Annotated in this window: 11 protein-coding genes, 1 other RNA gene and 1 other annotated feature; all 12 genes read left to right on the top strand. The window is 44.9% G+C overall.

Annotated features, from left to right (window positions below; translation table 11 throughout):
* The first annotated feature begins 105 nt into the window (after positions 1 to 105).
* The 12 genes from ssrS (at position 106) to BLHYD_RS10600 (ending at position 17,232) form a co-directional block, all read left to right on the top strand.
* A non-coding RNA gene (gene ssrS / locus BLHYD_RS10655) (6S RNA) lies at positions 106 to 283 on the top strand.
* 415 nt (positions 284 to 698) lie between these two features.
* Positions 699 to 1,670, top strand: coding sequence for a YihY/virulence factor BrkB family protein (locus BLHYD_RS10650; protein WP_005948642.1), 972 nt, complete (start codon positions 699 to 701; stop codon positions 1,668 to 1,670).
* Positions 1,671 to 1,716: 46 nt separating this feature from the next.
* Positions 1,717 to 1,935 (top strand) — a binding site (T-box leader).
* Positions 1,936 to 2,075: 140 nt separating this feature from the next.
* Positions 2,076 to 3,095 carry a phenylalanine--tRNA ligase subunit alpha gene (gene pheS, locus BLHYD_RS10645; protein ID WP_040350596.1) on the top strand — a complete coding sequence of 340 codons (1,020 nt, stop codon included), beginning with the start codon at positions 2,076 to 2,078 and terminating at the stop codon, positions 3,093 to 3,095.
* Positions 3,096 to 3,172: 77 nt separating this feature from the next.
* The gene (gene pheT, locus BLHYD_RS10640; protein WP_040350566.1) at positions 3,173 to 5,587 is read left to right on the top strand and encodes a phenylalanine--tRNA ligase subunit beta; all 2,415 of its coding nucleotides are present in this window, start codon (positions 3,173 to 3,175) and stop codon (positions 5,585 to 5,587) included.
* A gap of 1 nt (position 5,588) precedes the next feature.
* Complete coding sequence (locus tag BLHYD_RS10635) at positions 5,589 to 6,194, top strand: histidine phosphatase family protein (protein WP_005948645.1); 606 nt, start codon at positions 5,589 to 5,591, stop codon at positions 6,192 to 6,194.
* Between the two features lie 12 nt (positions 6,195 to 6,206).
* The gene (queA, locus tag BLHYD_RS10630; RefSeq protein ID WP_005948646.1) at positions 6,207 to 7,232 is read left to right on the top strand and encodes a tRNA preQ1(34) S-adenosylmethionine ribosyltransferase-isomerase QueA; all 1,026 of its coding nucleotides are present in this window, start codon (positions 6,207 to 6,209) and stop codon (positions 7,230 to 7,232) included.
* Between the two features lie 309 nt (positions 7,233 to 7,541).
* Positions 7,542 to 9,029, top strand: coding sequence for a TIGR02677 family protein (locus BLHYD_RS10625; protein WP_040350567.1), 1,488 nt, complete (start codon positions 7,542 to 7,544; stop codon positions 9,027 to 9,029).
* Entirely contained in the window at positions 9,016 to 10,152 is a 1,137-nt protein-coding gene (locus BLHYD_RS10620) for a TIGR02678 family protein (protein WP_005948648.1), read from the top strand. The genes BLHYD_RS10625 and BLHYD_RS10620 overlap by 14 nt, the downstream gene beginning before the upstream one ends.
* Entirely contained in the window at positions 10,145 to 13,609 is a 3,465-nt protein-coding gene (locus BLHYD_RS10615; RefSeq protein WP_260784843.1) for a hypothetical protein, read from the top strand. Before BLHYD_RS10620 ends, BLHYD_RS10615 begins: the two co-directional genes overlap by 8 nt.
* Complete coding sequence (locus BLHYD_RS10610) at positions 13,504 to 14,196, top strand: SbcC/MukB-like Walker B domain-containing protein (RefSeq protein WP_005948650.1); 693 nt, start codon at positions 13,504 to 13,506, stop codon at positions 14,194 to 14,196. The genes BLHYD_RS10615 and BLHYD_RS10610 overlap by 106 nt, the downstream gene beginning before the upstream one ends.
* An 801-nt stretch (positions 14,197 to 14,997) precedes the next feature.
* Positions 14,998 to 16,161, top strand: a complete 1,164-nt coding sequence (locus BLHYD_RS10605) for an ABC transporter substrate-binding protein (protein ID WP_005948652.1) — start codon at positions 14,998 to 15,000, stop codon at positions 16,159 to 16,161.
* A gap of 186 nt (positions 16,162 to 16,347) precedes the next feature.
* Positions 16,348 to 17,232, top strand: a complete 885-nt coding sequence (locus BLHYD_RS10600) for a branched-chain amino acid ABC transporter permease (protein WP_040350568.1) — start codon at positions 16,348 to 16,350, stop codon at positions 17,230 to 17,232.
* Positions 17,233 to 17,240 lie beyond the last annotated feature (8 nt).

Below are 17,240 nucleotides of genomic sequence, written 5' to 3'. Positions count from 1 at the left end.
AATCAGACAAAAAAATTTGTCTATATTTGTCATTTAAGATAAGGAATTTATATTGAAAATTCACATATACTAGAGTATAATAATTTATAGCAAAAGAGTGTATGTGTTTTCCTGGGATGCTCGACAATCCTATTATTTTGAACCTACATCTATTTTTAAGGGATTCCAAGATCGCAAGTTGGATGTCAGACCTCTCGTCGTGGTAGGCAGAATACTTGTTGAGGAAACCCACCTAGCTTCAGTGCTAGGCGTCAAAAGATAGGACCGGCATTTTGGGACACTCAGAAAAAGAAGGGAGTCGTGAGACTCCCTTTTTTTCTGGAACTCTAGAGCGTTTTATCCATCTGTTTTATCCTGAGGGATTATTTTACGGATTTATAATTCATTCGTTTTAAGGGGGAATGAAAGTCTGTATACGACATATATTAATAGTATGAATCAAAATAGCGTTACTGTTCACTCACTTGCAGTTCGTGCGCAGTAACACGCTTCGCGATGCACACAAATTGCTGTTTACAGCAGTTTGGCGCGAGTAGTTCTAGGATTTTTGTACAAATGTATAAAAACACCTCGTGGGATATTGAAGACCTGAACTGTAACAAAATAGTGATTCAAGAATGGGCAGACAAGGGGCTGAAACTTGTCAGTCTTTAAAAACCGTGGTATGATGTAACAAAAACAGGCGAAGAGGGAGGAAAATGAAGAAAAAATTAGGTCCGGTGTTGTCTTCTCTGTCCGGATTTATCCGGCGGACTCAAAAAGATCATGTTGGCGCATATGCGGCACAGGCAGCATATTTTATTATTTTATCATTTATTCCCTTTATGCTGTTTTTGATGACGCTGGTGCAATATACACCTTTGACTTATAACGCTGTCCGGTCTGCGATTGTAAGCTTTTTGCCAAGAGAGATACAGTCTTTTGTTCTGGGAATTGTGGCAGAGGTTTTTAGCAAGAGTGGGGCTGTGCTTCCTGTGACTTTGGTGACAGCAATCTGGTCAGCAGGAAAAGGAATACAGGCACTCACCAACGGGTTGAATACCATTTATCATGTCAAAGAGACGAGAAATTGGCTTACTACCCGTCTTTGGTCAATGCTGTATACGGTGCTCTTTGTATTTGCATTGATCGGAAGCTTGATCTTATTGGTATTTGGCAATTCTATTCAGCAGACGCTGATGAGATATGTGCCCTTTTTAGGGGAGATGGTTGCCAGGTTTTTAGGTGCGAAAAACTTTCTTGTGTTTATTGTCTTGGTTTTGCTGTTTTTATTTTTGTATAAAGCACTCCCTAACCGGCGTGCCAGTTTGAAAAGTCAGGTTCCGGGAGCTGTTTTGACGGCAATTGCGTGGTCTGTTTTTTCCTTTGGATTTTCTATTTATTTTACCTTTTTTCCAAATTTTTCAAATATGTATGGCAGTCTGACCACCATCATTTTGATTATGCTGTGGATGTATATCTGTATGAATATCGTGTTGTTTGGAGCGGAGATCAATGCCTATTATGAGATGGAATTTCGACAAGCGCACGCATTTGCAAAAGAGCTGTTTGAACGGGAGGAAGAAGAGCTTAAGGAGAAAGAGAAAATTTTGTTAGAAAAGGAAGAGGAACTGCGGGTTAAAGAGGAGCATTTAAAAGAAAGAGAAAAAAATGTGGAAAAGAAAAGTTAACTCTTGACAGATTTGGCTTTTATGATACAATAACATTTATAAATTGAGAAAGGCTTTGAAGGTGTAAGTAGAGAGATATTTTCTTTCAGAGAGAGGAGGCCACCGGCTGTAAACCTCCTTAAGTTCAGATATTTCTTGAAATTCTCACTGGAGCTGCTGCTTTGAACAGAGTAGAAGCAGACGTACTGTGCGTTAAACAGTTGAGTGCCTGCATGCGTTTTTGCAGGAATCAGGGTGGTACCGCGGATTCAGCTTCGTCCCTATGAGGACGGAGCTTTTTTTATTCTGTAGTAAAGTTTGAGGGACTTTCCTGTAGAATAAAAAGCCCTTTGGGCAGGATATGCCCCGCCGCAGGCAGAGTATGTGATTGTAATATGAAAAATAAAGGAGAAATAAAAGATGGATATGAAACAAAAACTGCAGGAAATCCATGAAGAAGCCATTCAGAAGATTCAGCAGATCGATGCTCTGGACAAGCTTCAGGAGATCAGGGTGTCATACCTGGGGAAGAAAGGACAACTGACATCTTTACTGAAGGGAATGAAAGATGTCGCGAAAGAAGAAAGGCCAGTTGTGGGACAGATGGTCCATGAGACTCAGTCCCAAATCGAGGAGCTTTTGGACAGGACAAAGAAGAGGTTGGAAGAGGTAGCTCTGAATGCTAAGCTCGAGGCTGAGGAGATTGATGTGACTCTGCCGGCAAAAAAATCTAAGATTGGTCACCGCCATCCCAATATGATCGCGTTGGAAGAGGTGGAAAATATTTTTATCGGGATGGGCTATGAGGTAGTGAGTGGCCCGGAAATTGAGTATGACGAGTATAACTTTAGAAAATTAAATATCCCTGACGGCCATCCAGCCAAGGATGAGCAGGATACATTCTGGATTACCGATGAGATTGTATTGCGCACACAGACTTCTCCGTGTCAGGCGCGTACGATGGAGAGAGGGCCTCTGCCGATCCGAATGATTGCTCCCGGGCGTGTCTATCGTTCCGACGAGGTGGATGCGACGCACTCCCCATGCTTTAATCAGGTGGAAGGCATGGTCATCGACAAGAACATTACGATGGCGGATTTGAAAGGTACGCTGGATGAATTCGCGAAGCAGTTGTTTGGACCGGAGACGAAGACGAAATTCCGTCCTCATCATTTCCCATTTACCGAGCCGAGTGCAGAGATGGATGTGTCTTGTTTCAAATGCGGTGGAAAGGGCTGCCGTTTCTGTCAGGGAACCGGTTGGATAGAGATTTTAGGGTGTGGAATGGTTCATCCTGATGTGTTGGAGATGTGCGGAATTGACTCGAAGGAATACACAGGTTTTGCCCTGGGAATGGGATTGGAGCGTATCGCGCTTTTGAAATATGAGATTGACGATCTGCGTCGTCTGTATGAGAACGATGTGCGCTTCTTAAAACAGTTCTGATTGCCCAGAGGTGAACAGAGCGTGAAAACGGACGCAGAGAGATAGAATATAATTGTTGGAGATAGAGAGGAAAAGCTATGAATACTTCATTATCATGGATGAAAATGTATGTGCCGGATTTGGATGTGGACCCGCAGGAGTACACAGATGCGATGACCCTGACCGGAACGAAGGTAGAAGGTTATGAGAGAACAGATGCGGATTTAGATAAGATTGTGATTGGTCAGATTGATAAAATTGAGCAGCACCCAGATGCGGATAAGCTGGTGGTATGTCAGGTGAATATCGGCACAGAGACGATTCAGATTGTGACGGGAGCTCCGAACATTAAAGAGGGCGACAAAGTACCGGTTGTCCTGGACGGTGGCCGTGTAGCTGGAAGTCATGACGGAAAGATGACACCGGGAGGAATCGAGATTAGAAAAGGAAAATTAAGAGGAGTAGAGTCTAACGGCATGATGTGCTCCATCGAAGAGCTAGGCAGCACGCGTGACATGTATCCGGAGGCTCCGGAGTATGGAATCTACATTTTCCCGGAAGACGCGCAGGTAGGCGAAGATGCCGTCGAAGCATTGGGGCTTAGGGATGTGATTTTTGAATATGAAATCACTTCGAATCGAGTAGACTGTTATAGTGCGCTGGGAATTGCGAGGGAGGCGGCTGCGACTTTCAATAAGAAATTTTGTCCTCCTAAGATTGTTGAGACTGGAAACGATGAGAAGACTTCTGACTATGTGAAAGTCACAGTGGAAGATCCAGATTTGTGTCCAAGGTATGCTGCCCGAGTGGTGAAGAATGTCAAGATTGGTCCATCTCCTAAGTGGATGCAAAGAGCCTTGGCTAGCAATGGAATTCGTTCCATCAATAATCTGGTCGATATTACCAACTATATCATGGAAGAATATGGACAGCCGATGCATGCCTATGATTTGGACAAGATTGATGGAAGTCACATTGTCGTAAAGCGAGCAAAGCAGGGAGAGAAATTTGTGACCTTGGACGGGCAGGAGCATGTGTTAGATGATTCCATATTGATGATCTGTGATGAGAATAAGCCAGTAGGTATCGCCGGCATCATGGGTGGTGAGAACTCGATGATTACGGATGAAGTGAAGACGGTATTGTTTGAGGGCGCCTGCTTCAACGGAGTAAATATCAGAAAGTCTTCTAAAAAGCTGGGACATGTGACGGATGCTTCCAGTAAGTTTGAGAAAGGTCTGGACCCGAATACTGCATTGGAGGCGGTAAACCGTGCGTGCCAATTGATGGAAGAGCTGGGTGCAGGAGAGGTAATCGGCGGAGTTGTGGACGTATGTTACGAGCACAAAGAGCCATGGAAGGTGCCATTTGAGCCGGATAAAATCAATGCACTCATTGGTATTGATATCAGCGCGGAGGAAATGCTGGGATATCTGGAAAGAGTAGAACTTTATCCAGATGAGACGAAAGAGAATATCATTGTTCCTACCTTCCGTCAGGATGTGCACTGTACGGCGGACTTAGCGGAGGAAGTGGCCAGATTTTACGGATATGACAAAATTCCGTCAACGATTCCAAGTTCCGAACTGACTGGTTTTCTGCCGTTTTGTAGAAAGATTGAGAAGGTGGCTCAGGATGTGGCGGAGTACTGTGGATTTTCCCAGGCAATGACCTATTCTTTTGAGAGTCCGAAGGTATTTGACAAACTGCGCCTGGACGCGGATGATCCGTTGAGACAGGCCGTGAAAATCCGTAATCCGTTGGGAGAAGACTTTAGTATTATGAAGACGCTTCCGTTGAATGGAATGCTGTCTTCCTTGGAGACGAATTACAGAAGACGTAATAAAGATGTGCGGCTGTATGAGCTGGCGAAGGTGTATCTGCCGAAATCTTTGCCTTTGACAGAATTGGCAGATGAGAGAGTGGAATTGACTCTGGGCATGTACGGCGAGGGAGATTTCTACACGATGAAAGGTGTGTGTGAGGAGTTCTTTGAGAAAGTAGGAATGAAGAAAAAGGTATCTTACGCTCCGAATTCCGGAAAGAATTATCTCCATCCAGGACGTCAGGCGAATGTTTATTATGATGGCAGACTTTTGGGGTATCTAGGAGAGGTGCATCCGCTGGTCGCTGAGAGTTATGGGATGAAAACAAGGGTTTATGTAGCAGTGATAGACATTCCGACAGTGATAGAACTGGCTACTTTTGACTATAAGTTTGAAGATTTGACCAAGTATCCGGCTGTACTGCGCGATATCAGTATGGTGGTTCCTAAGAATGTGATGGCTGGGGATATTGAGAAGATTCTGGAAGAACGAGGTGGAAAGATTCTGGAGAGCTATGAGCTGTTTGATATCTATGAAGGAAATCAGATTAAAGAAGGCTTTAAATCTATGGCTTACAGTATCGTATTCCGTTCTAAAGACCGTACATTAGAGGACGCGGATGTGACAGCAGCTATGAAGAAAATATTGAACGGACTGGAAGGTCTGGGAATTGAGCTGAGAAGTTAAGATGAGACTGTATATCATGAGACATGGTGAGACGTCGTGGAATGCCCTGAAAAAAATTCAGGGCATTGCCGATATCCCCTTAAACGAAAAGGGAAGGGCTTTAGCCAAGGTGACTGGCGAAGCTCTAAAAGAGATAAAATTTGACTTGGTGATTACCAGTCCTTTGTGCCGTGCGAAGGAGACTGCCAGGTTAGTGATTGGAGATAGGCAGGTTCCGTGGATAGAGGAACCGAGAATTCAGGAGATCTGTTTCGGTATTATGGAGGGAACCCAGGAGTCGGCGAGTGATCGGCCTCAGTACTCTGAAAACCTGCATAGATTTTATGCCGACCCGTGGAATTATACGGCTCCGCAGGATGGAGAGAGTATCATGGATGTCTGTAAGAGGACAAAAGAATTTTGGGAAGAGCTTGTGAAGAAACAGGAATATGAGAACTATACGATTCTGATCTCCTCTCACGGCTGTGCTTCCCGGGCTATCATGCAGAACGTCTACGGGGACCATGATTTTTGGCATGGTGAGGTTCCGCCGAACTGCAGTGTCAACATTGTGGATGTGAAAGACGGCGAGAGTGTCGTTGTGGAAGCGGACAGAGTCTACTATTAGAAGGAGAAAGTGATGAAAACATCCGATTTTTACTACGAACTTCCCCAGGAGCTGATTGCGCAGGACCCCTTAGAGGACAGAAGCAGCTCTCGTCTGCTGCATCTAGACCGGCGGACCGGGGAGATTTCCCATGGAACATTTCAGGATATTCTAACGTATCTAAAACCGGGAGACTGTCTGGTCATCAATGACACAAAAGTGATACCGGCCAGACTGTTCGGCCGCAAAGAGGACACAGGAGCAGTCATTGAGCTGCTGCTGTTAAAGAGAAGGGAAAACGATGTCTGGGAGACTCTGGTAAAACCCGGGAAGAAGGCGAAAGTGGGTACAAAGCTGATTTTTGGAGACGGGATTTTATGCGGAGAGATTTTGGATGTGGTTGAGGAAGGGAATCGTTTGATACAATTCCAATATGAAGGAATTTTTGAGGAGATTTTAGATCAGTTGGGCGAGATGCCTTTGCCTCCATATATTACTCATAAATTGAAAGATAAGAATCGCTATCAGACCGTCTATGCCAAACACGAAGGTTCAGCAGCGGCGCCCACGGCAGGGCTGCATTTCACTCCTGAGCTGTTGCAGAGAGTGAAGGAAATGGGGGTGAAAATTGCCCATGTGACGCTTCATGTGGGGTTGGGAACGTTTCGCCCGGTGAAGGTGGAGGATGTTGCCGAGCATCATATGCATTCAGAGTTCTATGTGGTTGAACAGGAGCAGGCTGCGCTTGTCAATGAGACGAAGAGAAACGGTGGCAGGGTGATCTGCGTGGGCACCACAAGCTGTAGGACTTTGGAGTCAGCTACGGATGAAGAAGGAAAGCTTCAGGCAGGAAGTGGCTGGACAGAGATTTTTATCTATCCAGGTTATCAGTTTAAAATTATGGATGGGCTGATTACAAATTTCCACCTTCCGGAATCCACCTTGCTGATGCTGGTATCGGCATTTGCGGGGAAAGAGAAGATTATGGCTGCCTATAAGGAGGCAGTCCGCGAGCGGTATCGTTTTTTTTCATTCGGCGACGCGATGTTCATCGTGTAGAGGCTAGATGCTGTTCAACAAGATAGAGATTGAGATAAAACCTGACAGTTAAGGAGATTTGGCTGTCAGGTTTTTATATGCAACTATTCAGCCACGTGAGTTTAGATTCGCAGTAGTAGCTTTTTCGCTGCATATGCGTCGGAATCTTCGCTCATAGTTAAGCCCGATATGGATGAGTAGTTACTTTTATATTACAGGATTCATACCTGGAAATTGACAGAAATTTCGCTCTAATATATAATATTTTCGTGTGGAAATATCGGTGAAAGTGAATTTTTTTGACTAAAACACAGAGAAGGGAGGAGAAAGTTGAAACGTTTAGAAGCGATACAGGAAGCGGCTTACCTTTCCACTGGAAATACCTTGCAGTACAGAAGAATCATGAGAATTTTTTATCGTGAATATGAGAAAATGCATTTTCAGCTCTATGAAAGAGAGGTGCTGAGCCTGCTGCGTGCCTGTCCGGGGTTTGAAGAATATCCTGCACAGAAGCTGAAACAGGATTTGAGAATGCTGGTGGAGTGGAAGAATCTGATTGCCGTCCAGGAGCTGAAGCATGTACGCACGATCGCAGAGTATAAGAACAGGCAATTTCGCTATTCCATGACGGAGAACGCTGTGGAGATTGAGAGACTGACAGTGAAATTGGAAAACAGGTATCGGGAAAGTGGGAATCTCTCATCTTGTTATCTGATGAGAATCGAGGAGGCGCTTATGGATATGGAAAGGATAAAGAGTGCTTCAACGAGAGAGACCGGCCAATGGTGGAGGAATCTTCAGGAAGACTTTCAGCGTCTGAATCAGAACTACCAGGATTATCTGAGTGAATTTTATTCGGAAAATTCAGATAAAATCTTAAAATCTGTGGAGTTTATTTTGCATAAAGACCGGCTTGTCACTTATCTGAAGGAGTTTGTTCAGGAGCTTCGGGTAAATGCGTCGAGGATTGAAGCTGTGCTCAAGGAAATATCCGGGGAACAGGCAGCTGAAATCTTAGAACGGGTGGTATTGTGTGAGAGGGATATCCTATTTCCAGGTTCAAAGGACAAAGAGGCCGTCAAAGAATCTGTGAGGGAAAATGTATTTGGAGGATGGGCAGCTTTGCGGCAATGGTTTTTGAGTGAGACAGAGCCAAGTGAGTGTAGCCGCGTTCTGGAGATTACAGATGAGATCATCAGAAAAATCATACAGAACGCGGCTCTCATTGTTCAGGCCCAGAGTTGGAGTGTCAGCCGAAAAAATGATTATCAGAAATTTATCCGGCTGTTTAGGGAGTGTGAGGATTTGGAAGAGGCACACTGCCTGGCTGCTCACCTCTTTGGAATTCAACAAGTCAGACATTTTAGAGTTTGCAAAGATAGGTCGACAGAAAGCATCTATAGCAGTACTTATGAGGAAGAGGCTATGGAGTTTTGGCTGAGGCCGCGCAGGAGAAGGCACGGTTCTAGATTGGAGAGAACTGGCTTTGAGGATAAAGGAGAGAGAAAGAAAAGTCAAAGGAGAGAGTATCTTAAAAGAAGCGAGGAAGAATTGTATACAGTAACACAGTATATCCAGGGAGGTTGTCTAGAGCTGTCCAAGATCGAGGGAAAAATCTCAAAAGAGACGAGAGCATTGTTGCTGCGGTGGATTGAGACGGCGATGCTGTCCGGTTCTGGTAGAGGAGTGACGGAGAGCGGGAAGTTCTATCAGCTACAACGTACGGACAGCAGGTGTACTTTGCACTGTGAGGATGGCGATTTCAGTATGCCGAACTATATTCTGATGTTTGGGGCAAGAGAAGATGGAGACATTTAGAGCGTTGATAGAAAGATTTTGGATTGAAAAGAAAAAAGACAGAGAACTGTACAGAAAAATTCAAAGGGAAGCAGAAAAAATCCGCGGATTTGTCACAGAACAGCTAGGATGGAAGCTGATTGCCAATGAGAAGATCATAAAGCTGGAAAAAATACCTACCCATGCGAAAGGCTTTATGGGAGTTACTCAGTTTACTCGAATTCAAGATTATATTATTTTTTGTGCACTGCTGATTTATTTGGAGGAGCGGGAGGAAGGAGAGCAATTTCTTCTGTCAGAGATGCTGGAAGTACTGGAAACACAGCTTCAGGAATATATGGAAGTGGATTGGACGATGTATGCTCAGCGCAGATCGCTGGTGAGGGTTTTGCAGGTTGCAGAAAACAGGGGCCTGTTGAAAGTGAACGATGGGAACAGTGAGCGGGTGGCCGATGGGACGGAGCGAGAAGTGCTCTATGAGAATACGGGTTTATCCCGATATTTTGCAGTGAATTTTGGGCGCAGTATCGAAACATTTTCGTCGTGTCGGGATTTTGAGGCTGCTGCTTGTTTCGAGACGGATACGGAACAGAGCAAGACCCAGAGGGTATATAGACAATTGGTGACTGCACCGGCGTTTTACTGGATATCTACAGAAAACAAGGATGCGTCGTATTTGAAGGCGGAGAGAATGCGGATACAAAGAGTGTTGGGAGAAAAGTTGGGAGGTAGCCTTCATCTCCATCGAAATGCGGCCTTTTACGTGTATGAAGAAGAGCGTATGGGAGAGCTGCACCCTGAGGAGAGTATGCTCAGTGAGGTCGTCCTGACTGTCTGTAAAGAAATACGCAAAGAGGTGGAGAATCGGCATCTGGAAAGAGACGCCGGAGACTGTGTCAGTATTTTTAGAAGAGAGTTTCAAGGGCTGGTACGAAGGTGTCAGGAAAGAGAAAAAGCGGTCTGGAACAAAGAGTTTGGGGAGATGGAAATCTCAAAATTGGAGCGAGGCATTTTGGAATATATGAAATCCTGGATGTTGGCGGAACTTCAAGGGGAGAGAGTGATTTTCTATCCGGCCTGCGGAAAATTTATAGGCTCCTATCTCACCGATTTCGTTGGAGAGGAGGATAAAACGGATGAGTAACCGCTGGCATATGCACCGAATGGGATTCATAAATTTTTGGTTGTATGATGAGGAGACTTTTTTATTTGCAGATGGAAGGCTGCTGCTGCGTGGTCAGAATGGATCGGGAAAATCTGTCACAACTCAGAGCTTGATTCCCTTTATTTTAGATGGAGACCGTTCTCCAGGTCGTCTGGACCCTTTTGGCTCAAATTCGCGAAAGATGGAGTACTATCTTTTAGGGGATGGTGAGAAAGAAGAAGCCACAGGCTATCTATTTTTGGAATTTAAGAGGGAAAATAGGCAGCAGTACCGGACCATCGGAATTGGGCAGAAAGCGCAAAGAGGAAAGCCCATGGCTTTTTGGGGGTTCCTTCTGTTGGATGGACGCAGAGTGGGTTATGAGATAAAGCTGTGTCGGGATGTGGGCGGAAGAAAGATTCCCTGCACGAAGAGGGAACTGAGGCAGAAGCTGGAAGGAATCAATTTTTTTACGGAGACACAGAGGGAGTATATGGAGCTGGTGAATCGCTATCTTTTTGGATTCCCTTGCGTGGAGCAGTATCAGCAGATGATACGCTTGTTGGTCAAAGTACGTGCTCCTAAGTTGTCTAAGGAATTGAGTCCATCGAAGGTGTATGAGGTTTTGGAAGAATCTCTTTGGCCTTTGTCCAATGAAGATCTGCGCCCAATGGCTGAGACTATGGAGAATATGGATGATATTCAAGACCGGCTGATGAGTCTAAAAAGAGCTTTTGAGGACTTGACGGCACTTCGAAAGGAGTATCTTCGCTATAATCTCTATATGCTAGGGAAAAAAGCGAAGGCCTATGAGGAGGCGAAAGAAAAGGCATGTCAGGCGGCCGGGCTCTTGGAACAAAAGGAGCGAGAGTTAAAGGAGAAAAAAGAAAACCAAAGAGCCAAGGAACGAAAAAGCAGAAAGCTAGAAGAGAAAATTCAGCTTTTGGAGCGAGAAAAGAGTACGTTTTATCTGGATGAGGTCGAGGCTTCCATAGACAGACTGAATGGCATCCGAGAGCAGAAAAAGCAGGAGGAAAAAGAACGAGACCGGTTACTGGAACAGATAGAATGGGGAAAGAAAAGACAGTTATCTCTTAGCAGAGAATTTCAGTTTAGCCGGCTGAAAAAGGAAGAGTACCGGTCAAATGCCGAAAGACTGTTTCGTGATCTAGAGCAGAGAAACGGTATCATTGAGATTCCCTGCCATGAAAAGTTAAAAGAATCTGGGCCTACAGGTGGTGAGAGTGCCAAAGTGCAGGAGGTATACCGGGAACTCACAGAGTTGAAGTGTCAGGTGGAAGGCGTACAGCAGGTCTTGGGAGAGTCAAGAGGCGCGCAAAAAAAATGGAGTGAACAAGAGGAACGGTATCAGAAAATTCTAGCAGAAGTGCAAGAGGCTCAAAAAAGTTGGCGAGAGGCTGACCGGCAGGTGGAGGCGTGTAGGGAATGGCTGGCAGAACGACTTCTGATGGCGGCTGAAGACAATCAGGAGCTGGAAATCGGAAAGAAGGATTTGAAAAAGATACTGGGAAAAATAGAGCAGTATCAGGGGCCTGGTGACTATGAAGACATACGAAGCGTGCTGAGGGCAATCTGGTGGAAAAAGAAAGAAGTCTTGGAACGGGAACGACGAAGCCTCAAAGAACAGCAGATAGAGGGCCGCATAAAGATTCAAGGTTTGAAAGAAGAGCGAGACAGGAGGGTCTCTGACAGACAAGAACAGGCTAGGGAGTTTTTGGAGAAGAAGGGGATTTCCTGTCTGTTTTTTTATGAGACAGTGGAGTTTGCGGAAAATTTGGACTCGGAGACGAGAAAGAGGGTGGAGGGACAACTGGCGGCGTCAGGACTGCTGGATGCATTGGTGATAGCTGAGGAAGATTATAAAAGGGCAGTCCGGGAGCTTCGGGGAATTGCTGTTGTATTGTTAAATCCAGGAGGATTCAAAGAAGAAAGCTCTCTAAAAGAAGAGAGATTCCCCTATTTGATTCCCGCTGATGTGGGAAGCCAGACGCTAAGACAGGCGGTAGGACGCCTGTTAAGCTGTCTGTCCCGGCAGAAGGTAAAATTGGATGAGAAAGGCTTCGACGGTCGTCTGGTTCTGTATGACAATGGCTATTTTGAACAGGGGATTTTGGAGGGCTATGGTACCTGGGAGAAGGCGCGGTATATAGGAGAGAAGACCAGAGAAGAGGAAAAGCAAAAAATTCTGAGAGAGAGAAAATGCGAGCTGGCCGAGGCAGAAAAAGAGCTGGAGAATTGGGATACCCGGTTAAAATACGTGGAACAAAGACTTTTTAGGCTGGATGAAGAATATAAAGCGGTTCCGACATTTGCAGAATTGGAGAAGGCGATTGGAAGGGCACAGGTGCGTCGAGAAGCTTTGGAATGGTGGGAGGCAGAGGCACAGCCCCAGGAGAGGGCAGCCGCTCAGGCAAAAAGAATCTATGATGAGTGCGAAAAGGTAGCGACAAAGCTGTGCAGACTTCTGCCTTATGGGAGAAAGCTGGAAGATTATATTAGAGTCAAAGAAGAAATTTCCTTGTATATTGCGCAGTTAGGCGAATGGGAGCGCGCGAAGCTCCGGCAGGAGATGGAAGAAAATCGGTGTTTTCATGTTCAGGAGCTTTTGGAGCGAGAGGAACAGGAGATAAGGAAAAATTCTGATTGTCTAAGAAGAAGCGAGTGTATACTTCAAGAGCTGGACGTTTTGGCCTTGGGAATGGAAGAACATTTGAAAAAAACTGGGGCTCGAGAAAAAGTTAGGCGATTGAAACAGATCAAGGAGGAGCTGTTCGACCAGGAGGAGCAGAGGCAGGATACTTTGATCAGTCTGGCGGTTCTCGAAAGTGAGGGGGCAGCTTTGGAAAAAGAAAAGGGGCAGCTTTGGCTGGAAGCTAAGGAGTGGGCAGAGACGGAAAAGAGAGAGAAGGAATGTTTTGAGGCAGAGCTGGCTTTGGGGCTGGTAAAGGAGATGGATGAGGTTCCAAAGTGTGAGAGAATTCAAAAGGCAGTTCAATGGATGCGGAGTGCCGATGAGAATCGGTCAGCTGCGGAGATGCTGGCCGCTCTGATGAAGAGTTTTCACGAGCATCTCGGTACGCTTTGTGGATATGGAATTTGCATGGAGGAGTCCTCACAGAGACGTGTAGACGGTTTTTGGGGCAAAAGACAGGTGCTTATGGCCACATGGAAGGGAAAGAAGGTATCCTTAGAAGTATTTTACAGGCTTTTGAAAGAGACTGTGGAGAGTACAGAGCTGTTGATACGGCAGAGGGACAGGGAGCTTTTTGAGGAAATTCTATCGGATTCTCTGGGAAGAAAATTGAGCAGGCGTATTCAGGAGAGCCAAAGATGGGTGAGAGCGATGTCGTCTTTGATGAGGGAAATGGATACTTCTATGGGACTGACTTTTCCTTGGAGTGGAAACCTAGACCGGCGGAAGGTGCTTATGAATTAGAAGTTCAACAGTTGAATGAACTGCTGCTAAAAGAAAAAGGACGGTTGATGGCGGAAGATATGGAAAAAATCACCAGGCACTTCAGAGCAAAAATTTATGCAGAAAAGCAGAAGCTTCAGGACAGTGGACAGGTGGTCAACTATATGGATTTAATCAGGGGAGCCCTGGATTACCGCCAGTGGTTTGAATTTCACATGTATTATTACAGGGGTCAAGAGCGCAGAAAAGAACTTACGAACAGCGCGTTTCACCGTTTTAGCGGAGGGGAGAAGGCGATGGCAATGTATGTGCCATTGTTTGCCGCTGTCAATGCGCAGTATCAGAAGGCGCAGAATGTAGACCATCCCAGAATTCTTGCGCTGGACGAGGCTTTTGCCGGAGTGGACGACAAGAATATCGAGAGTATCTTTCAATTAATGCAGAAAATGGGATTTGATTACATCATGAATTCTCAAATTCTCTGGGGCTGCTACAGATCGGTGAAAAATTTAAATATTTCAGAACTGTATCGGCCAGGAAATTCAGGGACGGTGACTGTGATTTCCTATCACTGGAACGGATGCGAGAGGCTTTTAGAGGAACAGTAATACAGATAAGAACAGGAGAAAAGATGATGGAATTTGTGCTGAAATAACTTCCTATGTTAAAGTAGTGATTGGTTTTTGTTATTAGCAGTTTTGTTTTTGTGGCAAGGACAGTCCTCATGGCTTTGATTTTTCCAGAGGTGGAAAAAGAACTAACAGAATCATGAACTAAGACCACAGTATGCTCGCCTATACTTTTTATAACAGGCCTAAATTTATACTTCGGCTGTTTCAAATACGAATGAGAGAAGTTATAAAAATCAATTTATTGCCAGCGTCTGTGATCGGTGCCGACTTGGTTTTTCTGGTGTATGTGACGGGAGATACAGACAACATGCTGAAATATGGGGTGTTATTTGTCTCAGTTTTGTGCTTGAGTGTGCTTTTCCCCGTGCATTATCTGATTATTTCCTATCTTCCTCAACCCTACAACGTTGGTACAGAGGTGAAGAGTGCTACTTATAAGATCGTAATATTTAGTATTTATTTGACATGTTTTTATGATGAAACTGACAATACCCACGGTGGTTTTTGGAGGATGCCGATTTCTTTCTGCTATTGTGTTGAGTCGTGGTCTGTATTTTCGTCTACTGTTTGGCTCTGAAAACGTTTCATCTAAGACTTTGAAATGTCCGTGATACAAAGACAAAACTTTCTGATAGACGGAAGAAATTTATGGGAATTTTATATTTTGAAGCTTTGAAAAGTGGGTTTGTGTAAGCAAAAATTGAGGTTTTTAGTTGACAAAATGTCTCTGCAAGGGTAAGATATCACCATTAGATTCAATTGAAGGAGGAGAGAACGATGAAAATGTTTAAACGAGTGGTTAGCTTGGCTATGGTATCTGCATTAGCGATCACTTCGCTTACCGCATGTGGTGGGAGCAGTGAAGAGACAGCTAGTTCTGATACCTTTAAAATTGGGGGAATCGGGCCTACTACAGGAGATGCAGCAGCATATGGTACAGCTGTTCAAAACGGAATACAGCTAGCAGTCGATGAGATCAACGAAGCCGGCGGTATTAACGGCAAGCAGATTGAATTCAAGTTTGAAGACGATCAGTCTGATTCTGAGAAATCTGTCAATGCATACAATACATTGAAGGACTGGGGAATGCAGATGTTGGTCGGAACTGTCACTTCCGCACCGTGTACGGCGGTTGTGAAGGAAACTCACAACGATAATATGTTTCAGCTGACACCTTCTGCTACGGCAGTAGAGAGTATACAGTATGACAATGCATTCCGTATCTGTTTCTCTGACCCAAACCAAGGTAAAGCATCAGCGGATTATATTGCCGACAACAAACTGGCTACGAAAGTAGCGGTGATTTACAATAGCTCTGATGTGTACTCTACCGGTATTTATCAGAAATTCACCGAAGAGGCACAGGCAAAAAATTTGGAGATCGTTGCAGCTGAAGCTTTTACAGCTGACAGTAAGACTGACTTCTCAGTGCAGATTCAAAAAGCAAAAGATTCAGGTGCGGATTTAGTGTTCCTGCCGATCTACTATCAGGAGGCATCTCTGATTCTGACCCAGGCGAACAAGATGGGATACAAACCGACATTCTTTGGATGTGACGGGTTAGACGGACTTTTAGCAGTGGAAGGTTTTGACACAGAGCTGGCAGAGGGTGTTATGCTGTTGACTCCATTTACAGCAGATGCTGAGGATGAGAAGACGCAGACTTTTGTAAAGGATTATGAGGAAGCTTTTGATATCACGCCAATTCAGTTTGCGGCAGACGCGTATGACTGTATTTATGCCATCAAAGAGGCGGCAGAGAAAGCAGAGGTTACTCCTGATATGAGCGTGTCAGATATCTGCGATGCAATGAAGACTTCTATGACTGAGATTACAATTGACGGATTGACCGGAAGCGGTATCACTTGGGAATCCGATGGTGAACCTTCCAAGGAAGCGAAAGCGGTTATCATTTCAGATGGTTCCTATAAGGCAATGTAAGACAGAGATTGCTGTATAGTTGAAAACTTGGTGAAGGAGTTGCAGATTGGCGGCTCCTTCTTTTTACATTACAGCGGAGATGTTTAGAACGTGTTTTGGCATTTGAGCATCCATTACTGGCAAATGAAAAAGCAGTTATGTTACAAGTATTTAGCATTGTTACAAGAAAAGATGAGAGGGATGTATATGAGCTTTATTTCTTACTTAATTAACGGGCTGAGCCTAGGAAGCGTATACGCGATCATTGCTCTGGGGTATACCATGGTCTATGGTATAGCAAAGATGTTAAATTTTGCCCATGGAGATGTGATCATGATCGGCGCCTACGTGACTTTGATGGGGATGACGAAGTCGGGATTGTCACCAATTGTCAGTGTTTTGATTGCGGTGGTTGTCTGTACGGCACTGGGAATGGTGATTGAACGGGTCGCATACAAGCCTCTTCGAAATGCGGCATCACCTTTGGCCGTTTTGATTACGGCAATTGGTGTCAGTTATCTGCTGCAGAATGTGGCTCTGTTGATCTTTGGGGCCAATGCCCAGTCTTTTCCGTCAGCGGTGAAATGGGAAGGAATTTCTCTAGCAGACGGAGCTTTGAATGTTTCAGGAGAGACAATTGTGACGATCGTAATCTGTGTGGTTATCATGGTTGTTTTGATGACTTTTATCAAAAAATCTAAGGCCGGACAAGCCATGAGAGCTGTATCTGAGGACAAAGGAGCGGCCCAGCTGATGGGAATCAATGTGAACGGGACGATTGCACTAACTTTTGCGATTGGTTCCGCTCTTGCTGCAATCGCAGGAGTTCTGCTGTGCTCCGCATATCCAAGTTTGACTCCTTACACGGGAGCGATGCCTGGAATCAAAGCGTTTGTCGCAGCGGTTTTTGGTGGAATCGGTTCAATTCCAGGAGCTTTTATCGGCGGTATCTTGCTGGGAATCATTGAAATTTTAGGTAAGGCGTATATATCATCTCAAATGGCGGATGCAATTGTATTTGCCGTTCTGATTATTGTATTGCTTGTGAAACCCACAGGTCTTCTTGGCAAAAACATTCAGGAGAAAGTGTAGGGGGATGA

It is taken from the genome of Blautia hydrogenotrophica DSM 10507, from assembly GCF_034356035.1.
In the GTDB taxonomy this organism is placed as follows: domain Bacteria; phylum Bacillota; class Clostridia; order Lachnospirales; family Lachnospiraceae; genus Blautia_A; species Blautia_A hydrogenotrophica.
The sequence above is the reverse complement of the archived record's forward strand: the minus strand, read 5'-3'. Positions and strand labels throughout refer to the sequence as shown.

What these genes read in the sequence shown, in the direction of transcription:
- BLHYD_RS10650 (WP_005948642.1), top strand. Translation starts at nt 699, where the DNA reads ATGAAGAAAAAATTAGGTCCGGTGTTGTCTTCTCTGTCCGGATTTATC.
- pheS (WP_040350596.1), top strand. Translation starts at nt 2,076, where the DNA reads ATGAAACAAAAACTGCAGGAAATCCATGAAGAAGCCATTCAGAAGATT.
- pheT (WP_040350566.1), top strand. Translation starts at nt 3,173, where the DNA reads ATGAATACTTCATTATCATGGATGAAAATGTATGTGCCGGATTTGGAT.
- BLHYD_RS10635 (WP_005948645.1), top strand. Translation starts at nt 5,589, where the DNA reads ATGAGACTGTATATCATGAGACATGGTGAGACGTCGTGGAATGCCCTG.
- queA (WP_005948646.1), top strand. Translation starts at nt 6,207, where the DNA reads ATGAAAACATCCGATTTTTACTACGAACTTCCCCAGGAGCTGATTGCG.
- BLHYD_RS10620 (WP_005948648.1), top strand. Translation starts at nt 9,016, where the DNA reads ATGGAGACATTTAGAGCGTTGATAGAAAGATTTTGGATTGAAAAGAAA.
- BLHYD_RS10615 (WP_260784843.1), top strand. Translation starts at nt 10,145, where the DNA reads ATGAGTAACCGCTGGCATATGCACCGAATGGGATTCATAAATTTTTGG.
- BLHYD_RS10610 (WP_005948650.1), top strand. Translation starts at nt 13,504, where the DNA reads ATGGGTGAGAGCGATGTCGTCTTTGATGAGGGAAATGGATACTTCTAT.
- BLHYD_RS10605 (WP_005948652.1), top strand. Translation starts at nt 14,998, where the DNA reads ATGAAAATGTTTAAACGAGTGGTTAGCTTGGCTATGGTATCTGCATTA.
- BLHYD_RS10600 (WP_040350568.1), top strand. Translation starts at nt 16,348, where the DNA reads ATGAGCTTTATTTCTTACTTAATTAACGGGCTGAGCCTAGGAAGCGTA.